This is a genomic window from Anoxybacillus sp. FSL W8-0104 (genome assembly GCF_038004465.1).
GTDB classification, from domain to species: Bacteria; Bacillota; Bacilli; order Bacillales; family Anoxybacillaceae; genus Anoxybacillus; species Anoxybacillus flavithermus_G.
In genome coordinates, this window is sequence record NZ_JBBOQU010000001.1 from 1,894,573 (window position 1) to 1,920,626 (window position 26,054).

The 26,054-nt window shown below is 43.0% G+C and carries 26 protein-coding genes and 1 CRISPR repeat array (1 of these 27 running past the window's edge); of the genes, 1 reads left to right on the top strand and 25 read right to left on the bottom strand.

Annotation, left to right across the window (positions count from 1 at the left end):
* A CRISPR array of direct repeats spans positions 1-883; the repeat unit is 30 nt; unit sequence GTTTCAATTCCTCATAGGTACGATACAAAC (it extends 91 nt beyond the left edge of the window).
* 377 nt (positions 884-1,260) lie between these two features.
* The 6 genes from NST18_RS10065 to NST18_RS10090 all read right to left on the bottom strand — a co-directional run bounded on the left by NST18_RS10065 (position 1,261) and on the right by NST18_RS10090 (position 6,586).
* On the bottom strand, positions 1,261-1,491 hold the full coding sequence (locus tag NST18_RS10065) for a YrhC family protein (RefSeq protein WP_003396153.1): 231 nt from the start codon (positions 1,489-1,491) through the stop codon (positions 1,261-1,263).
* 62 nt (positions 1,492-1,553) lie between these two features.
* Complete coding sequence (locus tag NST18_RS10070) at positions 1,554-2,687, bottom strand: bifunctional cystathionine gamma-lyase/homocysteine desulfhydrase (RefSeq protein ID WP_004889344.1); 1,134 nt, start codon at positions 2,685-2,687, stop codon at positions 1,554-1,556.
* A gap of 1 nt (position 2,688) precedes the next feature.
* Positions 2,689-3,612 carry a PLP-dependent cysteine synthase family protein gene (locus NST18_RS10075; RefSeq protein ID WP_004889342.1) on the bottom strand — a complete coding sequence of 308 codons (924 nt, stop codon included), beginning with the start codon at positions 3,610-3,612 and terminating at the stop codon, positions 2,689-2,691.
* Positions 3,613-3,729: 117 nt separating this feature from the next.
* A complete protein-coding gene (gene iscB, locus NST18_RS10080) occupies positions 3,730-5,010 on the bottom strand; it encodes an RNA-guided endonuclease IscB (protein WP_340721637.1) in 1,281 nt (426 codons plus the stop codon).
* A gap of 205 nt (positions 5,011-5,215) precedes the next feature.
* Positions 5,216-5,929: a 5'-methylthioadenosine/S-adenosylhomocysteine nucleosidase gene (gene mtnN / locus NST18_RS10085; protein ID WP_064214551.1), complete on the bottom strand. Its 714-nt coding sequence runs from the start codon at positions 5,927-5,929 to the stop codon at positions 5,216-5,218.
* Between the two features lie 18 nt (positions 5,930-5,947).
* A complete protein-coding gene (locus NST18_RS10090) occupies positions 5,948-6,586 on the bottom strand; it encodes a class I SAM-dependent methyltransferase (protein ID WP_004889334.1) in 639 nt (212 codons plus the stop codon).
* 136 nt (positions 6,587-6,722) lie between these two features.
* Between NST18_RS10090 and NST18_RS10095 the strand changes: the two genes are divergently transcribed.
* Positions 6,723-6,926, top strand: a complete 204-nt coding sequence (locus NST18_RS10095) for a DUF2536 family protein (RefSeq protein ID WP_035018511.1) — start codon at positions 6,723-6,725, stop codon at positions 6,924-6,926.
* 4 nt (positions 6,927-6,930) lie between these two features.
* On the opposite strand, the gene NST18_RS10100 is transcribed toward NST18_RS10095, so the two are convergent.
* From NST18_RS10100 to mnmA, 19 genes are all read right to left on the bottom strand, one after another.
* Complete coding sequence (locus tag NST18_RS10100) at positions 6,931-7,527, bottom strand: YrrS family protein (RefSeq protein WP_004889332.1); 597 nt, start codon at positions 7,525-7,527, stop codon at positions 6,931-6,933.
* Positions 7,524-9,272: a peptidoglycan D,D-transpeptidase FtsI family protein gene (locus tag NST18_RS10105; RefSeq protein ID WP_004889327.1), complete on the bottom strand. Its 1,749-nt coding sequence runs from the start codon at positions 9,270-9,272 to the stop codon at positions 7,524-7,526. The genes NST18_RS10100 and NST18_RS10105 overlap by 4 nt, the downstream gene beginning before the upstream one ends.
* Before the next feature lie 47 nt (positions 9,273-9,319).
* On the bottom strand, positions 9,320-9,796 hold the full coding sequence (greA, locus tag NST18_RS10110; protein WP_004889325.1) for a transcription elongation factor GreA: 477 nt from the start codon (positions 9,794-9,796) through the stop codon (positions 9,320-9,322).
* Positions 9,797-9,889: 93 nt separating this feature from the next.
* Complete coding sequence (gene udk / locus NST18_RS10115) at positions 9,890-10,525, bottom strand: uridine kinase (protein WP_004889324.1); 636 nt, start codon at positions 10,523-10,525, stop codon at positions 9,890-9,892.
* A 1-nt stretch (position 10,526) separates the two neighbouring features.
* Complete coding sequence (locus NST18_RS10120; protein WP_004889323.1) at positions 10,527-11,780, bottom strand: peptidase U32 family protein; 1,254 nt, start codon at positions 11,778-11,780, stop codon at positions 10,527-10,529.
* Positions 11,781-11,800: 20 nt separating this feature from the next.
* A complete protein-coding gene (locus tag NST18_RS10125; protein WP_064214549.1) occupies positions 11,801-12,733 on the bottom strand; it encodes a peptidase U32 family protein in 933 nt (310 codons plus the stop codon).
* A gap of 60 nt (positions 12,734-12,793) precedes the next feature.
* The gene (gene iscB, locus NST18_RS10130) at positions 12,794-14,074 is read right to left on the bottom strand and encodes an RNA-guided endonuclease IscB (protein ID WP_340721638.1); all 1,281 of its coding nucleotides are present in this window, start codon (positions 14,072-14,074) and stop codon (positions 12,794-12,796) included.
* A gap of 221 nt (positions 14,075-14,295) precedes the next feature.
* On the bottom strand, positions 14,296-14,955 hold the full coding sequence (locus tag NST18_RS10135; protein ID WP_088223713.1) for an O-methyltransferase: 660 nt from the start codon (positions 14,953-14,955) through the stop codon (positions 14,296-14,298).
* 109 nt (positions 14,956-15,064) lie between these two features.
* Positions 15,065-16,147 (bottom strand): endolytic transglycosylase MltG, encoded by a 1,083-nt coding sequence (mltG, locus tag NST18_RS10140; RefSeq protein WP_004889320.1) that lies wholly within the window; start codon positions 16,145-16,147, stop codon positions 15,065-15,067.
* An 85-nt stretch (positions 16,148-16,232) separates the two neighbouring features.
* Positions 16,233-16,526, bottom strand: a complete 294-nt coding sequence (locus NST18_RS10145; RefSeq protein WP_004889318.1) for a DUF1292 domain-containing protein — start codon at positions 16,524-16,526, stop codon at positions 16,233-16,235.
* A 5-nt stretch (positions 16,527-16,531) separates the two neighbouring features.
* The gene (ruvX, locus tag NST18_RS10150) at positions 16,532-16,954 is read right to left on the bottom strand and encodes a Holliday junction resolvase RuvX (protein ID WP_004889317.1); all 423 of its coding nucleotides are present in this window, start codon (positions 16,952-16,954) and stop codon (positions 16,532-16,534) included.
* A gap of 4 nt (positions 16,955-16,958) precedes the next feature.
* Positions 16,959-17,225: an IreB family regulatory phosphoprotein gene (locus tag NST18_RS10155; RefSeq protein WP_004889315.1), complete on the bottom strand. Its 267-nt coding sequence runs from the start codon at positions 17,223-17,225 to the stop codon at positions 16,959-16,961.
* Positions 17,226-17,308: 83 nt separating this feature from the next.
* Positions 17,309-19,942, bottom strand: coding sequence for an alanine--tRNA ligase (gene alaS / locus NST18_RS10160; protein ID WP_128356392.1), 2,634 nt, complete (start codon positions 19,940-19,942; stop codon positions 17,309-17,311).
* A 308-nt stretch (positions 19,943-20,250) separates the two neighbouring features.
* Positions 20,251-21,309 (bottom strand): AI-2E family transporter, encoded by a 1,059-nt coding sequence (locus tag NST18_RS10165; RefSeq protein ID WP_004889313.1) that lies wholly within the window; start codon positions 21,307-21,309, stop codon positions 20,251-20,253.
* A gap of 107 nt (positions 21,310-21,416) precedes the next feature.
* On the bottom strand, positions 21,417-21,557 hold the full coding sequence (locus NST18_RS10170; protein ID WP_004889310.1) for a YrzQ family protein: 141 nt from the start codon (positions 21,555-21,557) through the stop codon (positions 21,417-21,419).
* A 10-nt stretch (positions 21,558-21,567) separates the two neighbouring features.
* Positions 21,568-21,759: a hypothetical protein gene (locus NST18_RS10175; protein ID WP_004889309.1), complete on the bottom strand. Its 192-nt coding sequence runs from the start codon at positions 21,757-21,759 to the stop codon at positions 21,568-21,570.
* A 102-nt stretch (positions 21,760-21,861) separates the two neighbouring features.
* Positions 21,862-24,216: an SF1B family DNA helicase RecD2 gene (gene recD2 / locus NST18_RS10180; RefSeq protein WP_128356394.1), complete on the bottom strand. Its 2,355-nt coding sequence runs from the start codon at positions 24,214-24,216 to the stop codon at positions 21,862-21,864.
* A gap of 12 nt (positions 24,217-24,228) precedes the next feature.
* The gene (locus tag NST18_RS10185) at positions 24,229-24,885 is read right to left on the bottom strand and encodes a tetratricopeptide repeat protein (RefSeq protein ID WP_064220447.1); all 657 of its coding nucleotides are present in this window, start codon (positions 24,883-24,885) and stop codon (positions 24,229-24,231) included.
* 62 nt (positions 24,886-24,947) lie between these two features.
* Positions 24,948-26,045, bottom strand: coding sequence for a tRNA 2-thiouridine(34) synthase MnmA (gene mnmA / locus NST18_RS10190; protein WP_035018507.1), 1,098 nt, complete (start codon positions 26,043-26,045; stop codon positions 24,948-24,950).
* Positions 26,046-26,054: the final 9 nt, after the last annotated feature.

The window sequence follows — 26,054 nt, forward strand, 5'->3', positions numbered from 1 at the left end:
AACGGCAAAAGCTCTTTATTACGGAAATAGCGTAGCTGTTGAGTTTCAATTCCTCATAGGTACGATACAAACTTCGGTTCTCCAGCAATACGAACCGTTCCTGCATGGGGTTTCAATTCCTCATAGGTACGATACAAACCCATCTCCGCATCGAGCTTTTCAAAGTCCACCACAGAAAGTTTCAATTCCTCATAGGTACGATACAAACCCGCCAAGTAAAATCCTTCAACGATCGAAAAGCATTCTGGTTTCAATTCCTCATAGGTACGATACAAACTTCAAAACGGGAAACCGTCTGCTATAATGACAGTATGTTTCAATTCCTCATAGGTACGATACAAACCCCGCCATTTCCAACGCTTCCTCAGCTTTACGCTCAAGTTTCAATTCCTCATAGGTACGATACAAACATCGAGGTGGTTTCAGAATCATATGTGAAAATCGGATTGAGTTTCAATTCCTCATAGGTACGATACAAACATTTTGATCGACTTTAAAAAATACTTGTTCCACCATACTGTTTCAATTCCTCATAGGTACGATACAAACAAACCTTCGACAGCGCGAAAAACCAAATTTCCATTATCAAGTTTCAATTCCTCATAGGTACGATACAAACCCTTCACGCGCTCGCCAAGATCACTCTCGAAATCAGTTTCAATTCCTCATAGGTACGATACAAACTAATTTGCCTGTCAATCATACGATCAGCTTGACACAGTTTCAATTCCTCATAGGTACGATACAAACCATGACCAGAATGGTAAATAAACTCACTTTTCGAGCAGTTTCAATTCCTCATAGGTACGATACAAACTTCCGCTCCGCTCCAGCCTTTCGCGGCAAAGCCGCTGTTTCAATTCCTCATAGGTACGATACAAACCCCAAAAAAGCGTTGATATATCAACACATGGAAAAGCTATACAACATCATTATACATACATTTGAAAATTCAGTCAATAGTCTATGTCCGTTGATACAGCTAAAAAATTCGCATAAAATAAACTGTCGTCGATCCCCCGGGGTTTTTGCATGATTGGAGGTCGACGACAGTTGTGAAGTTTATCACAAATAAATTTTATTAAAAACAGTCTCCTGTTTAGAGACTGTTTTATGCTTCGGCGTTCACTTCCGCGATAATAACAAAACCGATGACAGCTGTAATGACTAGACCTGTAATCATCCACATCATCGTTTATTCCCCCTTTACCCATTTTCTTTTATTTTACATGTTTTTTCTTTGTACGAAAACAGGGGAATTTACTGTTCATTGTCTAATTTGCGCAAATATGTGTTGGCGCGGTGAGAGAAAATGATCGATGCAAGCATAAGTACGAATACACCTCCGATTACGAGCGGGCGCTTTGTTGCATCGATCGCTTCTGGAATGAGTGTGCCGATGTATAAAAAGGCGCTAACAGCAAATAAAACGAGACTATATGCTTTATAGTCGCGCGCTTTTCCTAACCAATTTTGCTTTTGTTCGTCCAAACCGATCGCCCCCTTTCCTCTTTTCAATGTATCATAGGAGCGGAGAAAGGGGGCGATGTAATTTATGCCAAAGCTTGTGCTAAATCTTCAATTAAATCATCCGCATCTTCTAAGCCAACAGAAATGCGAATAAGTCCGTCCGTAATGCCGAGTTCAGCACGACGCTCTTTCGGAATGGAGGCGTGCGTCATTTTTGCAGGGAGGGAAATTAAACTTTCCACCGCTCCTAAACTTTCCGCTAGCGTAAAGTAGCGGACGCGCGTCAACACTTGTTCTGCTTTTTCGGCGCTCCCAACGTCAAATGATACCATGCCGCCAAAGCCGCGCATTTGTTTTTTCGCTACGTCATGATTTGGGTGTGACGGAAGCCCAGGGTAATACACGCGTGTAACAACTGGATGATTCGTTAAAAATTCAACAATTTTTCTTGTATTTTCCTCATGTTCTTCCATGCGAATGCCAAGCGTCTTCATGCCACGCATTAATAACCATGAATCTTGCGGACCGAGAATGCCACCTGTCGAGTTTTGGATGAAGTGCAAGTCGGTCGCAAGTTGTTCGCTATTAACGACGACAAGCCCTGCGACAACGTCGCTATGACCACCTAAATATTTTGTTGCGCTATGAATGACGATATCTGCACCAAGCGCAATTGGCGTTTGCCAATATGGTGTGCTAAACGTGTTATCGACGATCGTTAGTAGTCCGTGACGTTTCGCAAGCGCGGATGCCCCTTGTATATCGGTAATTTTCAATAGCGGATTCGTTGGCGTTTCAATATAAATCGCCTTCGTGTTTTGTTGAATGTGCGCTTCAATGTTTGCTAGGTCGCTCGTATCGACAAATGTCGATGCAATGCCAAGACGGTTCAACACTTTCGTCATGATGCGGTATGTGCCACCATATACGTCATCTGTTAAAATGACGTGATCGCCGCTATTGAACAACATCATGACGGCAGTAATGGCTGCCATGCCTGAACTGAACGCAAAGCCAGCATATCCTTCTTCCACATCTTTAATAAGCTCCTCTAGTGCATGCCGCGTTGGGTTGCCTGTGCGTGAATATTCATATCCTTTATGCACGCCGACCGCTTCATGTTTATATGTGCTCACTTGATAAATCGGAACCGAGACGGCTCCTGTATGCACATCCCCAGCAATGCCACCATGAATCAATTTCGTTTTTCTTCTCACGTTACATCCCGCCTTCGTAAATGTTTTTACTTAAATACCGTTCGCTACTATCTGGAAAAACAACGACAATGTTCGTTCCTTCTTTCGCCTGTTCTGCTTCGAGTAAGGCCGCATGAAACGCCGCACCAGATGAACTACCGACAAGCAATCCCTCTTTTTGCGCAAGCTCTTTAACACGACGAAACGCATCATCATCTAAAATCGTATGGATGGCATCAAAATAACTCGTATCCATATATGACGGTAAAAATTCCATGCCGATGCCTTCGGTGCGATGTGAACCCGGTGCTCCACCGTTTAAAATCGAGCCTTCTGGTTCAACGATGACCGTTTTTATCCGCGCATTTTTCTCTTTTAGAAATTTCGCCGTCCCCATAAATGTGCCGCCTGATCCAGCACCAGCAACGAAAACATCAATTTGTCCGTCCAGTTGCTCCCAAATTTCTGGTCCGAGCGTTTTATAATACGTGCGTGGGTTAGCTGGATTTTCAAACTGTTGTGGGCAATAGGAGTTTGGAATTTCAGCGGCGAGCTCTTTCGCTTTCCGAATCGCCCCTGCCATTCCTTCGCTCGTTGGCGTATTGATGATGGTTGCGCCAAGTGCACGCATGAGTTGTTGTTTTTCGATGCTGAACTTTTCGGGGACGCAAAAAATGACGCGAATGTTTTTTCCGATCGCCGCAAGCGCAAGACCGATCCCTGTATTGCCTGCCGTCGGCTCGATAATCGTTCCACCTTCTTTTAACTTGCCTGTCGCTAGCGCATCGTTTAACAATTCTTGACCGAGACGATCTTTGACGCTTCCGCCCGGGTTAAAATATTCCAATTTCGCAAATATGCGCACCCCTTTTGGCAGCGGAAATTGCGTAATTTCAACGATTGGCGTATGGCCGATCAATTCATGCACGTTTTTCGCTACTTTCATGTTGTGACCTCCCAAAAGATGAAAAGAAGGAGAGGATGCCTCTCCCTATTTATTTAATTCATTCACGAAACTTACGCAAGGAAGCCCCTGCCTTTAGGCACGGGGAGGAATTGCACCTTATGCAAGTTCCGCCACCCCCTTTCCATAAGCATATCCGTCAAATCGCTGAATGACTTGGACATATCTATAATTTATTCCTTGTGCGATACGCTTTCCGTCCTTACCTTTAATATCGAAACTTCCAGTCTTTCTACATGCGACTTCGCCAAACCAAACGCCTTGATATTTCCCTTTTGGTACGTTGGCTTTAACCATGTCCCCTGTTTGAAAACCAAAGAAATATTTTTGTCTTGCAAGATAACCTCTTGGGAAGCCATATCTGTCTAGGTTTGTGCGTGAACGACTGCCACGCCCTTTTGCCTTGATAAATAACACTTCTTTTGTTTTGAAATGCAATTGGAGTGGCGTGCTTTTTCCCACGCAACAAGCGTCAAAATAGTGAATTTTCGGTAGTCCTAATCGTATTCGATTCATTTTCGTTCGTGCGCCTGTTCCACACTCTACTTCGCATCCGCTTTGTTTTAACACTTCATACACTTTCCATCGAGTGGCATTCACTACACTTGCGTCTTTTAGCGTTTTTTTGACCATTTCTTGAATATGTGGATACCCGAATTCTTCTGCTGTCTTACTTCCTTTGCGCTGATTACAGTCATGACAGGCAAGACATAGGTTATCCACTCGGTCTGTTCCACCTCTCGATTTTGGAATGATATGCTCCACTTCAAGTGGAACATTTTCTTTTCCGCAATAACAACACTTCCGCCCAAACTTTTCAAGCAAATACTCCCGTACTTCATATCCTTGTAGCGTACCTTGTTGATACTCTACACCATTGATTTCAGGATTTCGCATGAGTTGCGTGTCAAACTTTGCGTTCTCGTACGATATATGCTCAATCGGACATATCTTCCTTAAACGTTCCACCCATGTTTTGATATTTTGCATACGACTCTCTAACGATGGTGGCAACCATCCCTCCTTTCGCTTGCGGTTCAGAAAGCGTGGTTTTCTGTATCTTGTTTTTCGATTTCGTCTTGCTCGACGAAAAGCACGCCTTTTATCTATTCTTTCCTTGATGTCTGTGCGATGGTCAAGTTGCCCTAACCATACCACTTCTTGTCCTCGCAAAATCGCTAATCCTGTATGCCTGCTTCCATAGTCGATTTTTAGCCGATATGTTGCTTTAATTTCTGATTCGTCTACTGATTTTTTCAAGATGATGGTAAATGGAAATCGCCTGTAAATCGCCGCCTTCCCTTGTTTCAACAGCTTTCTTGCAACTGCTTCGTGACAAGGAGCAAGCGGACGTTTGTTTGTGTCTAACACAAAAACCATAGGGTTCTCCCCTTTCCTCTGCATAAAGCAGGTCATATTCTCCTCGACCATGTTATAGATGCTTGTTATGTGCAAGACACTAGCGCTACCCACCACGCTTGTTTAACCTTGCACGACAGAGGAACGGGCTGGAGAAGCACCCGAACGTGTCATGACATCTATAACGTAGGCTCTGTTTCAAGCCTTGGTCTGGTCAACATGGGGCTTACGAGCCCATGACTTTAGTCATTGGGTTGTTGACCATTAATTGCACAAGTTCAGATGAGTGAAGAGCTGCTTTTTGTAAAAATTGTTCAAACGATACGTTCGACTCTTTACCAGCGATGTCTGATAACGCGCGAATGACGACAAACGGGACGCCAAATTGGTGGCATACTTGCGCAATCGCAGCCGCTTCCATTTCCACAGCATATAAATCAGGAAACTGTGTGCGTACAAAGTCAACGCGCGCTGGATCGTGCATAAATGAATCGCCTGTCGCAATTAATCCTTTTGCCACTTGAATGTCGCGAATATGCGCCGCGCTCGTTTCAGCCGCTTGCACTAACCGCTCATCTGCCGCATAGCGCGCCGGCATGCCCGGCACTTGTCCGTACGCATAGCCGAATGCCGTCACATCTACATCATGATGAACAACTTCTGTTGAAATGACGATATCGCCAACGTTTAGCGACGGCGCAAAACCGCCAGCTGAACCTGTGTTAATGACGACATCTGGCGCAAACCGCTCTAACAAAATCGTTGTTGACATCGCCGCATTCACTTTACCGATACCTGATTTTAATAAAACGACGTTCGCTCCGTCTAACGTGCCGCTATAAAATGAACAATTTGCTACCGTCGTTTCCGTTCGATTAGCAATTTTTTCGCGCAAAATCGCCACTTCTTCTTCCATCGCTCCAATGATCGCTATGTTCATCGTTTCAACCTCTTTCACTTATTGTTTGACAGCCTCCATCAACCAAACGAAGCGATTCATCGGCGTAAATGTGACCGTAAAACCGTGTGTAGTAAACATATGCTCTAAGGCAGGAATTGTCGTGTAATATTCGCGCTGTAAGTCTTCCGCTAAATCGACGAATCCTTTTTGTTTCGCTTCTGCGATCATCGCCTCGTACGCTTCGTGGTTAATAAACGCTGTATCAGCAAACACTATTTTACCACCTTTACGAAGAAGTGCGCTATATTTGCCGATCGCTTCTTCTTTTTCTTGATCTGTTAAATGGTGAAATGCATATGTGCTTACAATCGTATCGATCGGTTCGCTCGGCAATGGAAACTGTAAAAAGTCTCCGTCTTCAATCGTCGCATGACCGAGTTTTTCTTTGGCGAGCTCACGCATCGGTGCAGACGGTTCAATGCCATATACGGTTTTATTCGCCTCAATTAGTTTTTTCGTTAAATTTCCTGTCCCAACGCCGAACTCTAACACGACGTTACCGCTTTTTTCAACGACTGTATTTAAAATCGTCTCATATCCGTCAAATACGTCACGATATTGCTCATCGTGCCCGTATACTGACGAATCGTACGATTGTGCCCACGTTTCAAAGATGTCTAAAAACTCACGTCCCATGATGCCACACTCCATTAAATATAATAATTCCTATAAGTATAGTATGAATTAAATGTACTGCTGTTCCCAATCTATCACATTTTTTTTAGATGTTCAATGGAAATGTGTTAAACTACGTGTAGAGAGGAGGAGGACGATGATTACGTTTGATCTCATTCAAGATAAAGTAGAATTTTTCGAAGCGACAGACTTAGCGACGTTAGAGAAAAAAATTAACGACCAAATTGAACATAACAAAGCGATTATGCTTGAAGTACATCATGTTTCCTATCAAATGCAACTGCTCGAAAACGGGCAACGTCTTTATAGTGCGATGGTGCATTTTAAAGCAAAAAAATAGAGCGTTACGGACGGCGCTCTATTTCTTTTAATTGCTGTACTTTTGTTGGCTTCCACCCTTCATTTGTCACCCATTCGATAAACACTTTATAATGTTCTGTTTTATCTTTTTTGGAAACGGTAGCAACGGCGTGATTCGGGCTTCCTCCATTTCCGATAAACCAAACGATCAGATCAGAAGATGAAATGCCTGTCGCATAGCTAATCGCATCAATCATTTCTTTCCAATCAACAGAGTTTTTCTCGTATGTTGTCACGTGTGGCTCTGATTGTGTTGTGCCGATCGGTTGCCATGACGGGTTCACAGTTTCACGAATAACGTTTGAGTTTGGATCATCGACAACCGTTTCTTCAACGTTGTCGTTCGATTGTTGCTCATCTGTTTCTGTTTCCGTTTCGGATGGTTGCTCATCGTTTGGTGGCTCATTTGTCTCCACCTCAACCGGTTGTGGCGAAGCATTCGTTTCTTTTGTCGGTCGGTCGTTGGCGAACAACCATTTCCATCCAAAAAATAAAATAAGCGCAAATACAATGGTAATTAACGTATTCAATATGCGGTTTACTTTTCTTTGTTTTGAACGTTTCGCAAAACGGCTGCTCACTCTTCATACCTTCCTTTCTCTTCCAAATCATATGTTACGCGAACGATATCAGCAAAAATGGCATTCGTGACGGAGGCAGATGACGTTGTTTCTAATTGTACCACAACGAGCGCGTATTTTGGACGATCAGCTGGGAAATAACCCGCAAACCATTTATTTACGAGTTCTCCTTTCCCTGTTTCTGCTGTTCCTGATTTTCCTGCTACGGCATATGGCAATGATTGAAACGAACGCCCAGTCCCTTCCGGATGCGTCACAACGAGTTGTAATAGCTCTTGTAGTTTGTCGATCGTCTCTTTCTGCAATGAATCCATCGTTAGCCGCTTCTCATCAAATGTGAAAAATGTCGTTCCATTTTTATACATCATTTTCTTAGTGATGCGCACTTGTTTTGCCTCACCACCGCGAGCAATCGTTGCCATCATATTCGCCACCGCAAGCGGTGAGAGGCGCACATCTTTTTGCCCAATGGACGTTTGGGCAACGGCAAGAGGAATTTTTTTATCCCGTTCATCTGTCCAAATGTTCCCTTTTTTCTCTTCACGAAGCGGGCGAAATGATGAAAAATGATACACATCCCCTTCCCAACCGACGCGCGGAAGCAAACCGAGCTTTCGAGCATATACATCAAACATATTTTCGTCTATCGCAATGAGCTGTTTTCCTAGCTCTCCAAACGTTCGATTGCAACTAATCGCAAAACTATCTTCAAACGAGCGCATCCCTTTCTTTTTCTCTTCTTGTTCACCGTTAATTTTACGATCACAGTTAAACGTCTGTCCGTGAACAAGCCCGTTTTCAAGCGCTGCGGCTGCAACGACAATTTTAAAAACAGATCCCGGCACTTGCGGAAGAAGCGCCTTATTTTCCATCGCTCCATCTTTGTACGGATCTCGTTCATCAATGGCGGGAGCGCTCGCTAACGCAACAACATCATTCGTTCGAACATCGAGCAAAACGACCGCCCCTTTTTCCATGCCATGTTGTGCAACGATTTGCTCAACACGTTGTTGCAGAGTACGATCAATCGTCGTTTGTACCGTAATTGGATAAAACGGATTCGCCTGCTCTGTATATTTCACATCCATGCTAAACAACGGCTCACCACGGGCGTCTACGTGATACAGTAGCTTCGTCTCCTCATCAGGAATTAAAAATTCATCAAATGAACTTTGTAAGCCAGACACCCCTATTTTTGTTTTTGGAGATAAGTTTCGATCCGCATAGCGTTCTTTTAACACCTTTTCATTTTCTCCAAGTAAACCGATGACATGTTGCGCATATTTTTGTTTGAGTTCGTACTGTTTATGAACAGCAATCACACCTGGGATGCGCAAATCATTAATCCGTTCCATTTGCCACGGTTGTAGTTGAATCGGCTGTTGACCATCATGTAAAATGATCGGACCTTTCGCCTCTTCTAGCTGTCGGTTCAACACTTCTTTTGGCACGGAAACAATCGCAGCAATTTGATCGATTGGCCAATCCATTTTCTTTAAGAATGGAAATAAAACGAGCGTCGGAATGTATTCATATGTGAGCGGCTGGCCGTTTCGGTCAACGAATACGCCGCGTCCATCGTCGATCACGAGCTGTTCGGTGCGCTGAGCGACGCTCGCTTCAATTAAGTTTATCCCGTGAAACGACTCGGTGCTCACAAGTTGTAATTGAACGAGCCGACCGATCAAACCGAATATGGCTAGTTGAATCATTATTAATATGATGACCATTCGTTTTTTTACCATAAAAAACACCTCGTCTTCATTGTCGACGAGGTGTTGTATTTTAAAACCTATTTGACTGCAACGATTTTGACAACCATGTCGCCGCCAGGTGTATGAACAGTTACTTCTTCACCAACGCGACGACCAATAAGCGATTTGGCAATTGGAGAGTCGTTTGAAATTTTCCCTTCGAACGGATCAGCTTCTGCACTACCGACGATCGTATACGATTCCTCTTCTCCATCTGGAAGCTCAATAAATGTTACCGTTCTTCCAAGCGATACGGTATCTGTCTTTTCTAAATCTTCTTCGATAATTTTCGCATTGCGAATCATATTTTCAAGCATTTGAATGCGTGACTCCACGAACGCTTGCTCATCTTTTGCTGCATCGTACTCCGAGTTTTCCGATAAGTCCCCGAAGCTGCGCGCAATTTGAATGCGCTCAACGACTTCTTTTCGTTTCACCGTTTTTAAATATTCAAGTTCTTGCTCGAGCTTCTCCTTCCCCGCTTTCGTCATTGGGTATTCTTTTTCCATTGACATGTAAACCACTCCTTTTTATTTATGTATGGAAAATGTACGAACGGCTCGTTCGTACACAAGACAAAAAGTTTACATATTATCTATGCTATGGTATTACAAAATAGACTTTTGTTCAAGAATCGTTTGAATTTTTGTAACCATTAAATCGATAGCAACGTGATTATGACCGCCTTCTGGGATGATAATGTCGGCATACCGTTTCGTCGGTTCAATAAATTGATTGTGCATTGGACGCACGACGTTTACATATTGCTCGATGACTGATTCAAGCGTGCGTCCGCGCTCTTTAATGTCGCGCAATAGGCGACGAATGATGCGAATGTCAGCATCGGTATCAACGTACACTTTAATATCCATTAAGTTGCGCAATCGTTCGTCTTCTAATACAAGAATACCTTCTAAAATGATGACATCTTTCGGTTCGACGCGAATAACGTCGTTTGAACGCGTATGAAGCGTATAGTCGTATACAGGTTTATCAATCGGCTCATAATTTAAAAGCTTGTTAATATGCTCGATGAGTAAATCGTTATCAAAAGCGAGCGGATGATCGTAATTTGTTTTTAATCGCTCTTCAAACGGCAAGTGGCTTTGATCTTTATAATAAAAATCTTGTTCGAGCATTAAAATGGAATGTCCTTGAAAATGTTCATAAATGGCTTTCGTAACGGTCGTTTTCCCCGAACCGGAGCCGCCTGCAACTCCGATGACAACCGGTTTCTTCCTCATGTTAGTGCCCCTTTCTCATCATGTTGTATGGGAAAACTTCGCGATCGACTTTAAAACGAACAATTTGGAGCGGGTGGCGAGCAGCATCAAGCTCATTTCCTTCCTCATCCCAAATTTTTTCAATGACTTGTGTAAAGTTTTCAATTTCAGGTCCGAAAAATTCCACTTCATCGCCTGGTTTAAAGAAGTTGCGCTGTTGCAACGTCACGATGCCTGTTTCTTTGTCATAGTCAAGCACAAGACCGACGAAATCGTACGTCGTCTTTTTGCTATGAACGCCAAACATTTGCTCTTTATAGCCTGGAACACCTTCAAAAAAGGCTGGCGCGGTGTCACGATTCGCACATTTATCGAGCTCATCTAGCCACTCTTTGCGAATGACGAAATTGTCAGGGTCTGCACAGTAAGCATCAATGACTTTGCGATACACGCTAACGACGGTTGCGACGTAATGAATGGACTTCATTCGCCCTTCGATTTTTAAACTATCAATACCGAGCTCAATCATTTTTGGAATCGATTGAATTAAATTTAAATCTTTCGGGCTCATCGCAAACGGATCGTCGTTTTCATCAAACAATGCGATGGCACGGTCTCCTTCGAGCTTGTACAAATCGTAATCCCAGCGACACGACTGACAACAGCCCCCACGGTTAGAATCGCGCGCAGTCATATGGTTGCTTAATACGCAACGTCCGGAATACGCAATACACATTGCACCGTGAATAAATGTTTCGATTTCAATATCGACTTTTTCTTTAATTTCGCGAATTTCTTCCGCACTCGTTTCGCGTGCTAAAACGACCCGTTCAAGCCCTTCTTCTTTCCAAAATTGCACCGCTTTCCAGTTTGTAAGCGACTGTTGGGTACTTAAATGTACTTCTAATTTTGGTGCGACGCGACGTGCGGTTTCAATAATAAGCGGATCAGCGACGATAATGCCATGCACACCAACACGCTCTAAACCGCGCAAATAATCTTCAAGCCCCGGAATGTTTTCGTTATGTGCGTAAATGTTTGTCGTCACATAAATTTTCGCACCGTATTTGCTTGCAAATTGCACACCTTCGGCCATTTCTTCAAGCGTAAAGTTGTCGGCATTAGAACGAAGACCGTATTCTTGTCCGCCGATAAAGACAGCGTCTGCTCCATAATGAACAGCCACTTTCAACTTCTCTAAGTTACCAGCAGGCGCAAGCAACTCTGGTTTTTTCACAATGACGCGCTTGCCATTGATAATTTGTGATATGCTCATGAAGGCTCCCTCCTTTTCGTTTAATATACCGTTTCTTTAAAGAAAAAGCCGGTGTCTAACGGGCGATGTGTCGGCTGAATCGCTTCAATGCGCGCAAGCAGTTCACCTTTTTCCTCTTCGTATTGCTCGCGATTTTCTGCACATAAATCAATGGCGCGGCGATATAATTTCGTTACTTCTGTAATATAATCTGGCTCATGAAGCACGCCGTCAATTTTAAAACTATCGATTTTGGCGTCAATCATGTCTTCAAGTTCATCAATAATGCAAATATCATTAGGGCTCATAATGTGCGTACCGTTTTCATCTTCGAAAATCGGGTATTTGTTGTCGCGTTCTTTGTCGTACAAAAAGAGCCCTTTTGCGTATTTCATTTGTTGAATTTCCATAAACTTGCCCTGATATTCGAAATAGTTACCGATGAGGGAACGTTTCGATTGGAACATGCATGTCATTCCATGTACTTGCACTTCAATTTCCACTTCTTCCGCATGATTTTTAATATCAATGATTTCTTCCATATTCAGCTCGCGGGCAAGAACGGCACGTTTTGCTCCTTTTCGTCCCCAATAGTTGCAAGCGTACCAGTTTGTCGCTGTCGTTTCTGTATTCCAATGAAGTTTCATATGCGGTGCGACTTCCCGTACTGTCATTAAGACAGCTGGGTCGCCAAACACGATCGCATCGACTTGTTGCTCTGCTAAAAAGCGGACATAGTCGCTCAGTTCATCAACTTTGTCATTATGAAAAAGTGCGTTCATTGCCACATATACACGTACATCGTTTTTTCGAGCGACTTGCATCGCATCGATCACATCTTGACGTGAAAACTCACCTGCTAAACGCAAGCCGTACCGTTGTTCACCAATGATGACAGCATTCGCTCCTGCTTGTGCGAGTTGTTCAATATGCGCCACGCTCGTTGGCGTAACAAGCAATTCTGGTTTTTTCATTCTATTCACGAAACTTACGCAAGGAAGCCCCTGCCTTTAGGCACGGGGAGGAATTGCACCTTACGCAAGTTCCGCCACCCCCTTTCCATAAGCATATCCGTCAAATCGCTGAATGACTTGGACATATCTATAATTTATTCCTTGTGCGATACGCTTTCCGTCCTTGCCTTTAATATCGAAACTTCCAGTCTTTCTACATGCGACTTCGCCAAACCAAACGCCTTGATATTTCCCTCTTGGGACAACAGCCTTAACCATGTCCCCTGTTTGAAAACCAAAGAAGAATTTTTGTCTTGCAAGATAACCTCTTGGGAAGCCATATCTATCTAGGTTTGTACGAGAGCGACTACCACGCCCTTTTGCCTTGATAAATAACACTTCTTTTGTTTTGAAATATAAGTGATTTGTTGTGCTTTCGCCTACACAACAAGCGTCAAAATAATGTGTTTTCGGCAAGTCTAAACGAATACGATTCATTTTTGTTCGTGCACCTGTTCCACACTCGACATCTAATCCTGTCTGCTTTAACACTTCATACACTTTCCATCTTGTCGAGTTGATAGCACTTGCATCTTTTAATGATTCTTTGACTTGCTTTTGAATGTGCGGATACCCGAATTCTTCTGCTGTCTTACTTCCTTTGCGCTGATTACAGTCATGACAGGCAAGACATAGGTTATCCACTCGGTCTGTTCCACCTCTCGATTTTGGAATGATATGCTCCACTTCAAGTGGAACATTTTCTTTTCCGCAATAACAACACTTCCGCCCAAACTTTTCAAGCAAATACTCCCGTACTTCATATCCTTGTAGCGTGCCTTGTTGATACTCTACACCATTGATTTCAGGATTTCGCATGAGTTGCGTGTCGAATTTGGCATTTTCGTATGATATATGTCCAATGGGGCATAACTTTTTTAGACGGCTAACCCATGTTTGGATATTTTGCACACGACTCTCTAGTGATGGAGGCAACCATCCCTCCTTTCGCTTGCGGTTCAGAAAGCGTGGTTTTCTGTATCTTGTTTTTCGATTTCGTCTTGCTCGACGAAAAGCACGCCTTTTATCTATTCTTTCCTTGATGTCTGTGCGATGGTCAAGTTGCCCTAACCATACCACTTCTTGTCCTCGCAAAATCGCTAATCCTGTATGCCTGCTTCCATAGTCGATTTTTAGCCGATATGTTGCTTTAATTTCTGATTCGTCTACTGATTTTTTCAAGATGATGGTAAATGGAAATCGCCTGTAAATCGCTGCCTTCCCTTGTTTCAACAGCTTTCTCGCAACTGCTTCGTGACAAGGAGCAAGCGGACGTTTGTTTGTGTCTAACACAAAAACCATAGGGTTCTCCCCTTTCCTCTGCATAAAGCAGGTCATATTCTCCTCGACCATGTTATAGATGCTTGTTATGTGCAAGACACTAGCGCTACCCACCACGCTTGTTTAACCTTGCACGACAGAGGAACGGGCTGGAGAAGCACCCGAACGTGTCATGACATCTATAACGTAGGCTCTGTTTCAAGCCTTGGTCTGGTCAACATGGGGCTTACAAGCCCATGACTTTAGTCATTGGGTTGTTGACCTCGTTTTCTCGATATCGCCATTCCGTCACCGATCGGAATGATGACTGTCTCATAGCGTGGATGCGCCATCAGCCATTCGTTATATGCTTGAATTTTTTTGATAAGCTGACGAATGCGTTTTTGTTCAATCGGTTCGTTTGTTGCTACAAGCCCTTTGAATAGTACGTTATCCGTTATAATAATTCCTCGCTCGCTTAATAGCGGCTCGTACAACTCAAAAAAGCGGCGATATTGTCCTTTTGCCGCGTCAATAAACAATACATCAAACGGAGCATGTTTTTTTACTTCATCGCTTATATGAAGCGCATCGCCAAACAATAACGTCATTTGTGCTTTTGTATTCGTTTGTTCTGCATAAACAAGCGCTTGTTTATAGCGCATTTCATCTCGTTCAATCGTAACAATGTGCGCATTTGGCAACGCTTTTGCCATGCGTATGGCGGAGTATCCGATCGCGGTGCCAATTTCTAAAATGCGCGTCGGTTGAACAAGTTTTAAAATGTGCAACATCGTTTCGATGCCGAGCGCATCCATAATCGGCACATGATGTTCATGTGCATATTGTTCCATCGCTACGATCGCTTCTTCTTTTTTTGGTAGTAATCGTTCTAAATAATGAATCATTTCCTCATTTACCAACGAACTGTCCTCCTCGCAAAAACAAGAGTTCAAACGAATTGAACTCTTGTTTCATCACGATCCATAACTTTGTATATACTACCATAAATCAAAACAAAAAGCGAACGTTTTATTGCTTTCCGATATATTTTGCCTTTTCGCGATTATGTTCGTCAAGTGTTTTTGTAAAAATGACATCTCCCGCTGGCGTCGCTAAAAAGTAAAAATAGTCCGTCTCCGCTGGATGAAGAGCCGCTTGAATCGATGCTTCGCCTGCGTTTGCAATCGGTCCTGGCGGAAGTCCTTTATGCATATACGTATTGTAAGGCGAGTTTACTTCTAAGTCTTTGTAGTATACACGCGATTTATGCTGTCCGAGCGCATATAAAACAGTCGGGTCTGTTTGTAATGGCATACCTTTTTCTAATCGATTGTAAAACACGCTTGCGATTTTTTCGCGATCCGCTTTTTCCGTTGCTTCTTCTTCAATAAGTGACGCCATCGTTAGCAATTGATGGACGGTCAAGCCACGCGTTTCCATGTCTTCTGTATATTTTGCTAATACTTCTTCCGTTTTCGCAACCATGGTTTCAATCATTTCTTCAAGCGAAGGTTTTTCTTCTGTAAACGAATATGTCGCTGGGAATAAATATCCTTCTAATGCGTAACGAATGTTTTTATTGAAAATGTCGGACGTCAAAACAGAAGGATATTTTTCCACTAACTCCTCGATATATGAACGATTTGTTAGTTTCGCCATAATCTCTTCGGTCGAATAGCCCGTTTTTTGTGAAATGATCGTCGCAATTTGTGTCAGTTGTTTTCCTTCTGGAACCGTTATTTTTAGCTTCGCTTCTTTCACGACTTTTCCTGTTTTTAGTTGTTCAGCAATTTGTGCTAACGTCATTGCTTTTGTAAATGTATAATTACCCGCTTGAAAATCGGCATGGTTTTTAAATTTTACATAGTAGCGAAAAATCGTTGCATCTTTCACTATGCCGTTTTTTTCTAATATGTTGGCAATCGTATATATGGATGAGCCGATCGGAATATCTACTTGAATCGGCGTTCTATCATTCGGATCCACAGGCTGCAATGCGGAACGAATATATACAAATAAGCCAATGCATGCGGCAATTATCAACAATAACAAAGGTGCTGTAATGTATAGGACAATTTTTCGCACCGTCTTCGCTTCATGTTCTTGTAACATACGTCATCCTCCCTCACTTTTCACATTATACTACAAACACCGACACGACATAAATAAAAAAAGAAGCTGACGCATAGTCAGCCTCTTATTCTTCGTCTTCTTCCTCTTCACCGAGAAATGTGTTTAGCATTTCTTCGATCATATCCCATTCTTCTTCTGTTTCGATCGGCTGCAGTTCTCCCGCCTGCCCATCTTCTCCTGGGATAAAAGAAGATGCGTGAATTTCAATTTCTTCGTTGTCATCTTCTTCTGCACCGATTGGGTAGTACAAAACGTAAGATTTTCCGAATTCTTCAGATTCAAATGTAAATAGTACTTCGCAAAGTTGTTCGTTGCCGTCTTCGTCAACGACTGTAATGTGTTTTTCACCGTGTTCCATCATGTTCACCTCAATTGTTTATGGTCCAAATAAGATTGTAAAATCATCACCGCAGCCATTTTGTCGATCACTTTTTTACGTTTTTTTCGACTAACGTCCGCAGCGATTAACATTCGTTCTGCCGCCATGGTGGACAGTCTTTCATCCCACAAGACGACAGGAAGTGAAAACGTTTGTTTCACTTGTTCGGCAAAGCGTTGTGTCGCCTCGCCGCGCGGTCCGATGGTGCCGTTCATATTTTTCGGAAACCCGATGACGATTTCTTCGACCGCATATTGCTCAATCAATTGCCGCAAACGGTCAAAGCCATATTCACCGTTTTCTTCATCGATACGAATCGTCTCGATGCCTTGAGCCGTCCATCCTAACTCGTCGCTTACGGCAACGCCGAGCGTTTTCGTTCCAAAGTCTAATCCTAAAATACGCATGTGTCTATTCCTCACGATGTGTTCGTAAATAGAATTTCACTAATTCTTCAATTAATTCGTCGCGATCGACTTTGCGAATCAAGTTTCTGGCATCTTTATGGCGAGGGATGTAAGCTGGATCACCAGACAATAAGTAGCCGACAATTTGGTTAATTGGGTTATACCCTTTTTCCTGCAATGCGTCGTATACGGTAAGCAACACTTCCCGAACATCGACGTCCATCGGTTCTTCCGGAAAGTTAAATTGCATTGTGTTATCAAACGAACTCACCGTTCTTTTGCACCCCACTCTCACGTTCCACGAAATCTGGCATATCCATCCTTACATCCATTGTACACGATTTCCACCGTTTATTAAACAGATTTTACCCACTGTTCGACAAATTTAAGTGCTTCATCTACTTTATTCGCATCTTTTCCGCCTGCTTGTGCCATATCCGCTCGGCCACCACCGCCGCCGCCGCAACGCGTCGCCACTTCTTTAATGAGTTTTCCAGCGTGATAACCGCGGTCGATTAAGTCGTTTGTGACACCAGCAATTAAGTTTACTTTATTTTGTTGTACAGAAGCAAGCACAATGATCGCTGAACCTAATTTTTGTTTTAAATCGTCGACCATTGCACGTAAGCTGTTCATATCGGCGTTGTTCACTTTACTTGTGACAAGTGGAACACCGTTTACTTCTTTTACTTGGTTCACTAAATTTTCTGCTTCCATATGGCTTAAACGGGCAGAAAGCGATTCATTTTCACGTTGCAATTCGCGCATATCGTTCATGAGTGTATCGATGCGCGTTAACACATCTTTCGGATTCGTTTTTAATTTTTCCGCTACTTCTTTTAACAATGCAATTTGATCATTCATTAAACGATACGCAGCTTTTCCTGTAACTGCTTCAATCCGGCGTGTACCTGCCCCAATGCCCGATTCAGAAACAATTTTAAACAAACCGATTTCTGCCGTATTTGTTACATGGCAACCACCACAAAGCTCTAGGCTGTAATCGCCTACTTGCACGACGCGCACGATGTCACCATATTTTTCACCAAATAGCGCCATCGCTCCCATCGCTTTTGCTTCATCAAGCGGTTTATATTCAATCGTAACAGGGAGATTGCGCCAAATTTGCTCGTTAACGATCGCTTCAATTTGCTCGAGCTCTTCTTGCTTTACTTGACCGAAATGCGTAAAGTCAAAGCGTAAACGATCAGGAGCAACAAGCGAACCAGCTTGGTTCACATGCACACCAAGCACATCTTTTAACGCTTGATGCAACAAATGCGTCGCTGTATGGTTTTTCACAATATCGACGCGCGCAGCTTCATCGACATGTGCGATATATGTGCCGTTTGTTTGAATAACCCCTTGTTCGACGACGATGTGGTGTAAATGTTGACCGTTCGGTGCTTTTTGTACGTCTTTTACGTACGCTTTTCCTGTCTCTCCTTCAATCCAACCGCGGTCAGCAATTTGTCCACCGCTTTCTGCATAAAACGGCGTTTCACGTAAAATCAATTGCGCTTCTTGTCCTTCGCTTACCTCATTGACAAGTTGTCCGTCTTTTACGATTACTTCGACAACAGAAGAAACAGAAAGCTGGTCATAACCGACAAACGTGCTTTCTACTTTAATGTCGCCTAATACGCCGCCTTGGACTTGCATCGAATCAACATCTTGACGTGCAGCACGTGCCCGTTCGCGCTGGCGCTCCATTTCACGTTCAAAACCGCCGTGATCGACTTTCATTCCTTCTTCTTCCGCATACTCTTCCGTTAATTCCACAGGGAAGCCGTATGTGTCGTACAAGCGGAATACATCTTCACCGCTAATTGTATCGCTACCACGTTGTTTTTCTTTTTCGATGACGCTTGCTAAAATTGCAAGTCCTTCATTTAACGTTTCATGGAAGCGCTCTTCTTCATTTTTAATTACTTTTTGAATGAACGATGCTTTTTCTTTCACTTCCGGATAATAGTCGACCATAATTTCACCGACCACTGGAACGAGCTCATACATAAATGGACGTTGAATGTTTAATTGTTTCGCATAGCGAACGGCACGGCGCAACAAACGACGCAACACATAACCGCGTCCTTCGTTCGATGGCAGCGCCCCGTCGCCAATCGCAAACGTTACGGTGCGGATATGGTCTGCGATGACTTTAAATGCCACGTCTTTTTCGGCATCCGTACGATATGTTTCCCCTGAAATTTGTTCAGTTGCACGAATGATTGGCATAAATAAATCGGTATCAAAGTTTGTCGGAACGTCTTGTAAAATCGAGCACATCCGCTCTAATCCCATGCCCGTATCAATGTTTTTCTTAGGAAGCGGTGTATATGTACCGTCAGGGTTATGGTTAAATTGCGAAAAGACGAGGTTCCATACTTCTAAATAACGTTCGTTTTCTCCACCCGGATATAATTCTGGATCGTTCGGGTCGTTGCCAAATTGTTCCCCGCGGTCATAGAAAATTTCTGTGTTCGGACCGCTCGGACCTTCCCCGATATCCCAGAAGTTCCCTTCCAATCGAATAATGCGTTCTTCCGGCAACCCAATTTCGTTATGCCAAATGTCAAACGCTTCTTCATCTTCTGGATGAATTGTCACAGAAAGACGGTTCGGATCAAAACCGATCCATTTTTCGCTCGTTAAAAACTCCCATGCCCAATGAATTGCTTCTCGTTTAAAATAGTCGCCGATCGAGAAGTTTCCGAGCATTTCAAAAAACGTATGGTGGCGCGCCGTTTTTCCGACGTTTTCAATGTCGTTTGTACGAATTGATTTTTGCGCATTACAAATGCGCGGATTGTCTGGAATGACGCGGCCATCAAAATATTTTTTTAACGTTGCGACACCGCTATTGATCCATAACAATGACGGATCGTCAATCGGAATAAGCGATGCGCTCGGCTCAACAGCGTGACCTTTTTCTTTAAAAAAGTCTAAAAACATTTGACGAACTTGAGCAGATGTTAGCTTCTTCACGTTTCCTTCCTCCCTTATAAAAATATAAAAACTCCCATCCCTGCTCAGGGACGAGAGCTTGCTCGCGGTACCACCCTGTTTATGGACAAAACGTCCATCACCTCAACCGCCGTAACGTGGCTTCGTCGGCAGGGTTTGCCTGCACTCAGGATTAGCGTTCTGTTACTCTTCATCTGGAATTTCTTTCAGCCACGGAAATTCCTCTCTGTGCGCCAAAAGCGCTTTAAGATGGACTGTAACATACTCGATCCGTCATCGTTTTTTATGTATCACTCTTGTGAAAATTATAGACAAGCCCCTTTTTTTTGTCAATTTGTTTTCAGCGAGCGAATGTGTACAAATGTCGCCTTAGCAATCGCAACGATCGGAACAGCAACAATTAAACCGATGATGCCACCGATTTCCCCACCAACAAATAAGGAAAACATAATAATAAGCGGATGTAAATGTACGCTTCTCCCTACAATAAGCGGGGATAAAATGTTTCCTTCAATGAACTGCAATAAAAAGACGATTCCAACAGTAAGAAGCAGTTTGTTTACTGATACGGTTGCAGCAATAATCGCCGCTGGAATAGCTCCAATAATTGGTCCGAAATACGGGATGACATTTGTAACCCCGATGATCATGCCAAGCAAAAGCGGATATTTCATATCAATAAGCCAAAACGAAAGCGTAGCAGCCGTTCCGATCAAAAAACAGACGAACAATTGTCCACGAATATATCCACCGAGCGTTTGATCAACGTCGCGTAAAAATTGCATACCTTTATGGCGCCATTTTTTCGGAGTCCATTCCCACGCTGCTTTTTTAATAAGCTCCACATCTTTTAACATGTAAAACGCAATGAAAGGAATAATAAAAAAGATGATGATTCGATTAATGAGTTGTTTCACTCCAATAATCGCACCTGTAACCGCCTCGCTAATAAATGACTCCGCTTCTGTCATCATCGCCTCAATGCGTTGATGGACATCATAAGGCCATGTGGCTGTTTCTTCATGAATATAATTCGTCCATTGTTCATACGTACGAACAAATATCGGTAAGCTTTTATTTAAATCTTCTAGCTGAGCAATGAACAACGGTGCCCCTTTGTAAATAGCAAAACCGATTCCACCAAAAAATAGTGCATAAATGGCAAGAATGGCAAGCGCTCTCGGCATGCCTCGTTTGTGGACGTATTCAACGACAGGATGCAATAAGTATGTAATGAACGCTGCGATAAGAAAAGGGGTTATAATTTTAATAAACATATGTAAAAATGGTAGCCATACGGATTTGAGTTTCACAACGAAGTAAATAAAAATTAAAACTAATAACATTTTCGTTAAGCGAACGAAAAAATGAAGATGCGGATGTTCCAAACTGATCCCTCCTTTACTTCTATAGTGTGAGGACAAATAGAAGATGTTATACAAAAAACGGCAACCTCAAATGAGATTGCCGCCTCAAATGAGATTGCCGTTTTTCGCTACATAAATGGACGCAACATTTTTTTGCCGACTTTTCTCACGTTGCGCATGTTCATGCCACCGTTTCGTTGCGCTAATTGATACGCTGCCACTCCTGCACCGATCGCAATTAAAGAAGCGATTGTTCGATTCATCTTCATTCTCCTTTCATTACGAAAGCAAAGTTCGTTCGCGTTCGCTAAACAAATCGTCAAGCGAGCTAAGCGTTCCATCTTCTTCGACTTGGTGCGTATAAATCATTCCTTTTTGAACGGTTAGCTCAATAAAGCAATTCCAGCAATAATACTGATTAACGCCGATTTTACCCAAATCTTTACTTTGACAGTTCGGACACTTTAACATAAAAAGGCACGCTCCTTTTTATTTTTTCTTCTATCTTTGTCATTTTTTTACGAAAACATACATCATTGAAAAAGAAGCGTGCCGATATGTGTGTGTCCATCATTATGTTGCGTCATTTTCCATAAAGTCATACGGGGTAACACCTTCCATTCCGATGTTTGCATCTTCCATCGGAAGTAACTGTTGTTCAGGCGAAATGATCGCTGTTAATTTTTCGTATAACGTCGTTTGTCTCGTTCCGTCATCTGTTCGCATGACCCCGAGTTGGAACGCTTCTTCTTCACCACATAAAATTAAATATTGCTTACTGCGCGTAATGGCTGTGTATAATAAATTGCGCCTTAACATGCGATAATAACTTTTTACAACAGGCAAAATGACGATCGGAAATTCGCTTCCTTGCGATTTATGAATCGAACAACAATATGCGTGCGTAATTTGGTGCAATTCTTGTTTCGGATACGTCACTTCATTTCCATCAAACGAAACGACGACGAGATCTTGTTTTTCCACATTTTCATTTGCATAAAAAATGGCAACAATCTCGCCGATGTCTCCATTAAACACATTTTCATCCGGCTGATTGACTAGCTGCAACACTTTATCGCCTACGCGATAAACGACATCGCCAAACGTAAGCTCTCGTTTATGATCATGTTTTGGATTAAATAATTGTTGTAGCGTCTCATTGAGTCGATCAATTCCTGCATGACCGCGATACATCGGTGCGAGCACTTGAACATCCTTCGCCCGATACCCTTTTTGCTTCGCATTTTCAGCTACTTTTTTTACAACGTCAACGACTTGGGCACTCGTACAACGAATAAACGAGCGGTCTTTTTGAGGGATCGTCAAATCATGTGGAATGTTTCCATCTTTAATCGCATGGGCAAGGGAAATGATCGACGAACCTTCTGCCTGACGATAAATGTCTGTCAAGCGAACGGTCGGAATGACGTTGGCACGAAGTAAGTCTTTTAACACTTGTCCCGGTCCGACAGACGGCAATTGGTCTTCATCGCCAACGAAAATGACTTGCATGGATGATGGAACAGACTTTAATAACTGATTCGCTAGCCACGTATCGACCATTGACATTTCATCGACAATTAACAACTTTCCGCTAATCGGTTCGTCTTCCCCGCGTTGAAACCCGTCGCCACTCCAGCCGAGCAAACGATGGATCGTCATCGCCGGCAAGCCAGTCGATTCCGTCATTCGCTTCGCTGCTCGTCCAGTTGGAGCAGCAAGTAAAATGGGGAACGGCTCGTCCGCATCATAGCTAACAGGATCAAGCGATAGCCCGTGCAACTTGGCGAATAAATGAACGATACCGTTAATGACCGTCGTTTTTCCTGTGCCTGGTCCGCCCGTTAAAATGAACAACGGGGAACAAAGCGCTTGTTGAATCGCCTCTTTTTGTTTTTGCGAATATTGGATGTTTGCTTCTTCTTCCCATTCACCAAGCGCAAGCAAAAATTCCGCTTCAGAAAATGTTGACATATCGGATTGTTGCAATAGCCGCTTGACGTTTGACACGATGCCTTTTTCCGCAAAATATAACGAAGGGATATAAAAACGATCTTCTTCAACAATTAACTTTCCTTCTTCAGATAAATGGACCATTTCACGGGAAATGCAAGCGACATCGACAAGTTCTTGACGTTTTGCTTCTAACAGTTGTTTTACTTCTGTAAGCAGCTGTTCATACGTCATATACACATGTCCTTCTTGCATGCAATGTTGTTCAATGACGTATAAACAACCTGCCCGAATACGATCAGGATGATTACCAGAAATGCCAAGCTGCAAGCCGAGATCATCTGCACGTCCAAATCCGATTCCTTCAACATCTTCCACCAGTTGATACGGATTTGTGCGAATGATTTGTAACGTTTCATCTTTGTACACTTGATAAATTTTCATCGATAATTGAGGTCCAAAGCCAAATTGCGATAAAGCGATCATAATTTGTTCTAATCCTTCATGTTCGCGCAACGTCTCATATAGCTGCTTCGCCTTTGCTTTTGTTAGCTTCGGTACGTTCGCAAGCACGTCGGGATCTTCTAATATTTTTGAAATCGCTCGCTCACCTAACGTTTCAACGATGGCAGTTGCTGTTTTTTTACCAATCCCTTTAAACATTCCGCCCGATAAATATTGAATCACTCCTTCTTTCGTTTCAGGAAACTCTTTTCGAAAATGATCGACAACATATTGTTTCCCAAAGCGCGGATGTTCTTTAAATGAGCCAAAAAACGTATATGTATCATACTCGCCCAGCAAAGGGAAATAGCCTGTCACAACAACATCTTTTTCTATATGCGGTTCATTTGTTTCTTCCACACGCACACGAATGACAGAATATAAATTGTCTTCGTTATGAAAAATTGTACCGACATGGACGCCTTTAATAAACGATCGTCCGTCTAAGTCTAACTGTTGTTGCAACCCCATCTCCCCCTTTTTTTATTGCAATGCCCGTTCCATTAGCTTTTTCCCATGACCTGCTAACAAATGATCTGGTTGAATAGCCAGCGCCTTTTCAAACATCGCATGTGCGGTTTTCGGATCGTCTTTATATGCATAGGCCACACCTAAATTGTAATACGCATCCGCATGTTGCTCGTTTAAATGAATCGTCCGTTCAAAATATGTCATCGCTTCATCCACAAACTGCAATTGTGCTAAGCAAAGCCCAAGCTGAAACGTCGCTTCCACATCGCGCTCGTTTAATTCTACTGCCCGCTGAAAATACGGCATCGCTAAACGTGGTTGCTCTAAATATATGAGCGACATGCCAAGCATAAAAAACACATCGCCATCCGTTAATCCTGCTTGAATCGCTCGCTCAAATTGCTCTTTTGCGCGATCGAATTGCTGGCGATTGTAATAAATCGATCCGAGTCCGTAATATGCGGTTGCGGCTTTTTCGTCGAGTTCAAGCGCCTTGTGAAAAAAGCGTATCGCTTTTTCTTCTTCTCCGACGGCTGCTAATACGTTCCCAAAATTAATGTACCCAACAGGGTCGTTCGGTTGTTGTTCAATCGCTTCATGAAAACATTTAACCGCTTCTTCATATTTTCCTTGCTGCATATATTGAATGCCTTGTGCGTTGTAATCCATCGCTATCACCTCATATGCATATTATAACAAAAAAGCCTTCAACTCGTCTGTTGAGTTGAAGGTTAGCCAACATATGTCAATCTTTCATCGTTGCGAAATACTTGATCGATCGTTCCGCCGCCGAGACATTGTTCACCGTTGTAGAAAACGACCGCTTGACCTGGGGTCACTGCGCGCACGCGTTGCTCAAATGACACACGCGCTGTCGTCTCATCGATCATTTCTACTGTTACCGGCACATCCGGCTGACGATAACGGAATTTCGCTGTACATGACATCGGTTCACTCGGCTTTCGACCGCTTACCCAATTCACATTCGTCGCAATGATCGCATCAGAATAAAGCAGTTCATTATCAAACCCTTGCGCAACGTATAAAATGTTGTCTTTTAAATTTTTCCCAACAACGAACCAAGGCTCTCCGCTACCACCAATACCAAGTCCGTGGCGTTGTCCGATCGTATAGTACATTAAGCCATCGTGCGTACCTTTTACTTCTCCATCGAGCGTTTGCATCTCGCCCGGCTGCGCAGGTAAATAATTGCTTAAAAACTGTTTAAAATTGCGTTCTCCGATAAAACAAATGCCGGTGCTATCTTTTTTTCCTGCTGTCGCAAGTCCCGCTTCTTTGGCGATTTCACGCACTTTGGACTTTTGTAATTCGCCGATTGGAAACAACACTTTCGATAATTGAGCTTGGCCGAGCTGATTTAAAAAATACGTTTGATCTTTATTTGCATCTAACCCGCGCAACAATTGGTATTCTCCATCGCGATAGGCAACGCGAGCATAATGTCCTGTCGCTAAATAGTCCGCTCCAAGCGCCATCGCATGTTCTAAAAATGCTTTAAACTTAATTTCTTTATTGCACATCACATCTGGATTTGGCGTACGCCCTGCTTTATATTCGTCTAAAAAGTACGTAAATACTTTTTCCCAATATTGCTTTTCGAAGTTGACCGCATAATACGGAATACCAATTTGGTTGCACACACGCACGACATCTTCGTAATCTTCCGTTGCGGTACATACACCGTTTTCATCGGTGTCGTCCCAGTTTTTCATAAAAATGCCGATGACATCGTACCCTTGTTGTTTTAATAAAAGGGCGGCAACAGATGAGTCGACCCCACCCGACATTCCAACAACAACTCTTGCCATCTTTTTCAC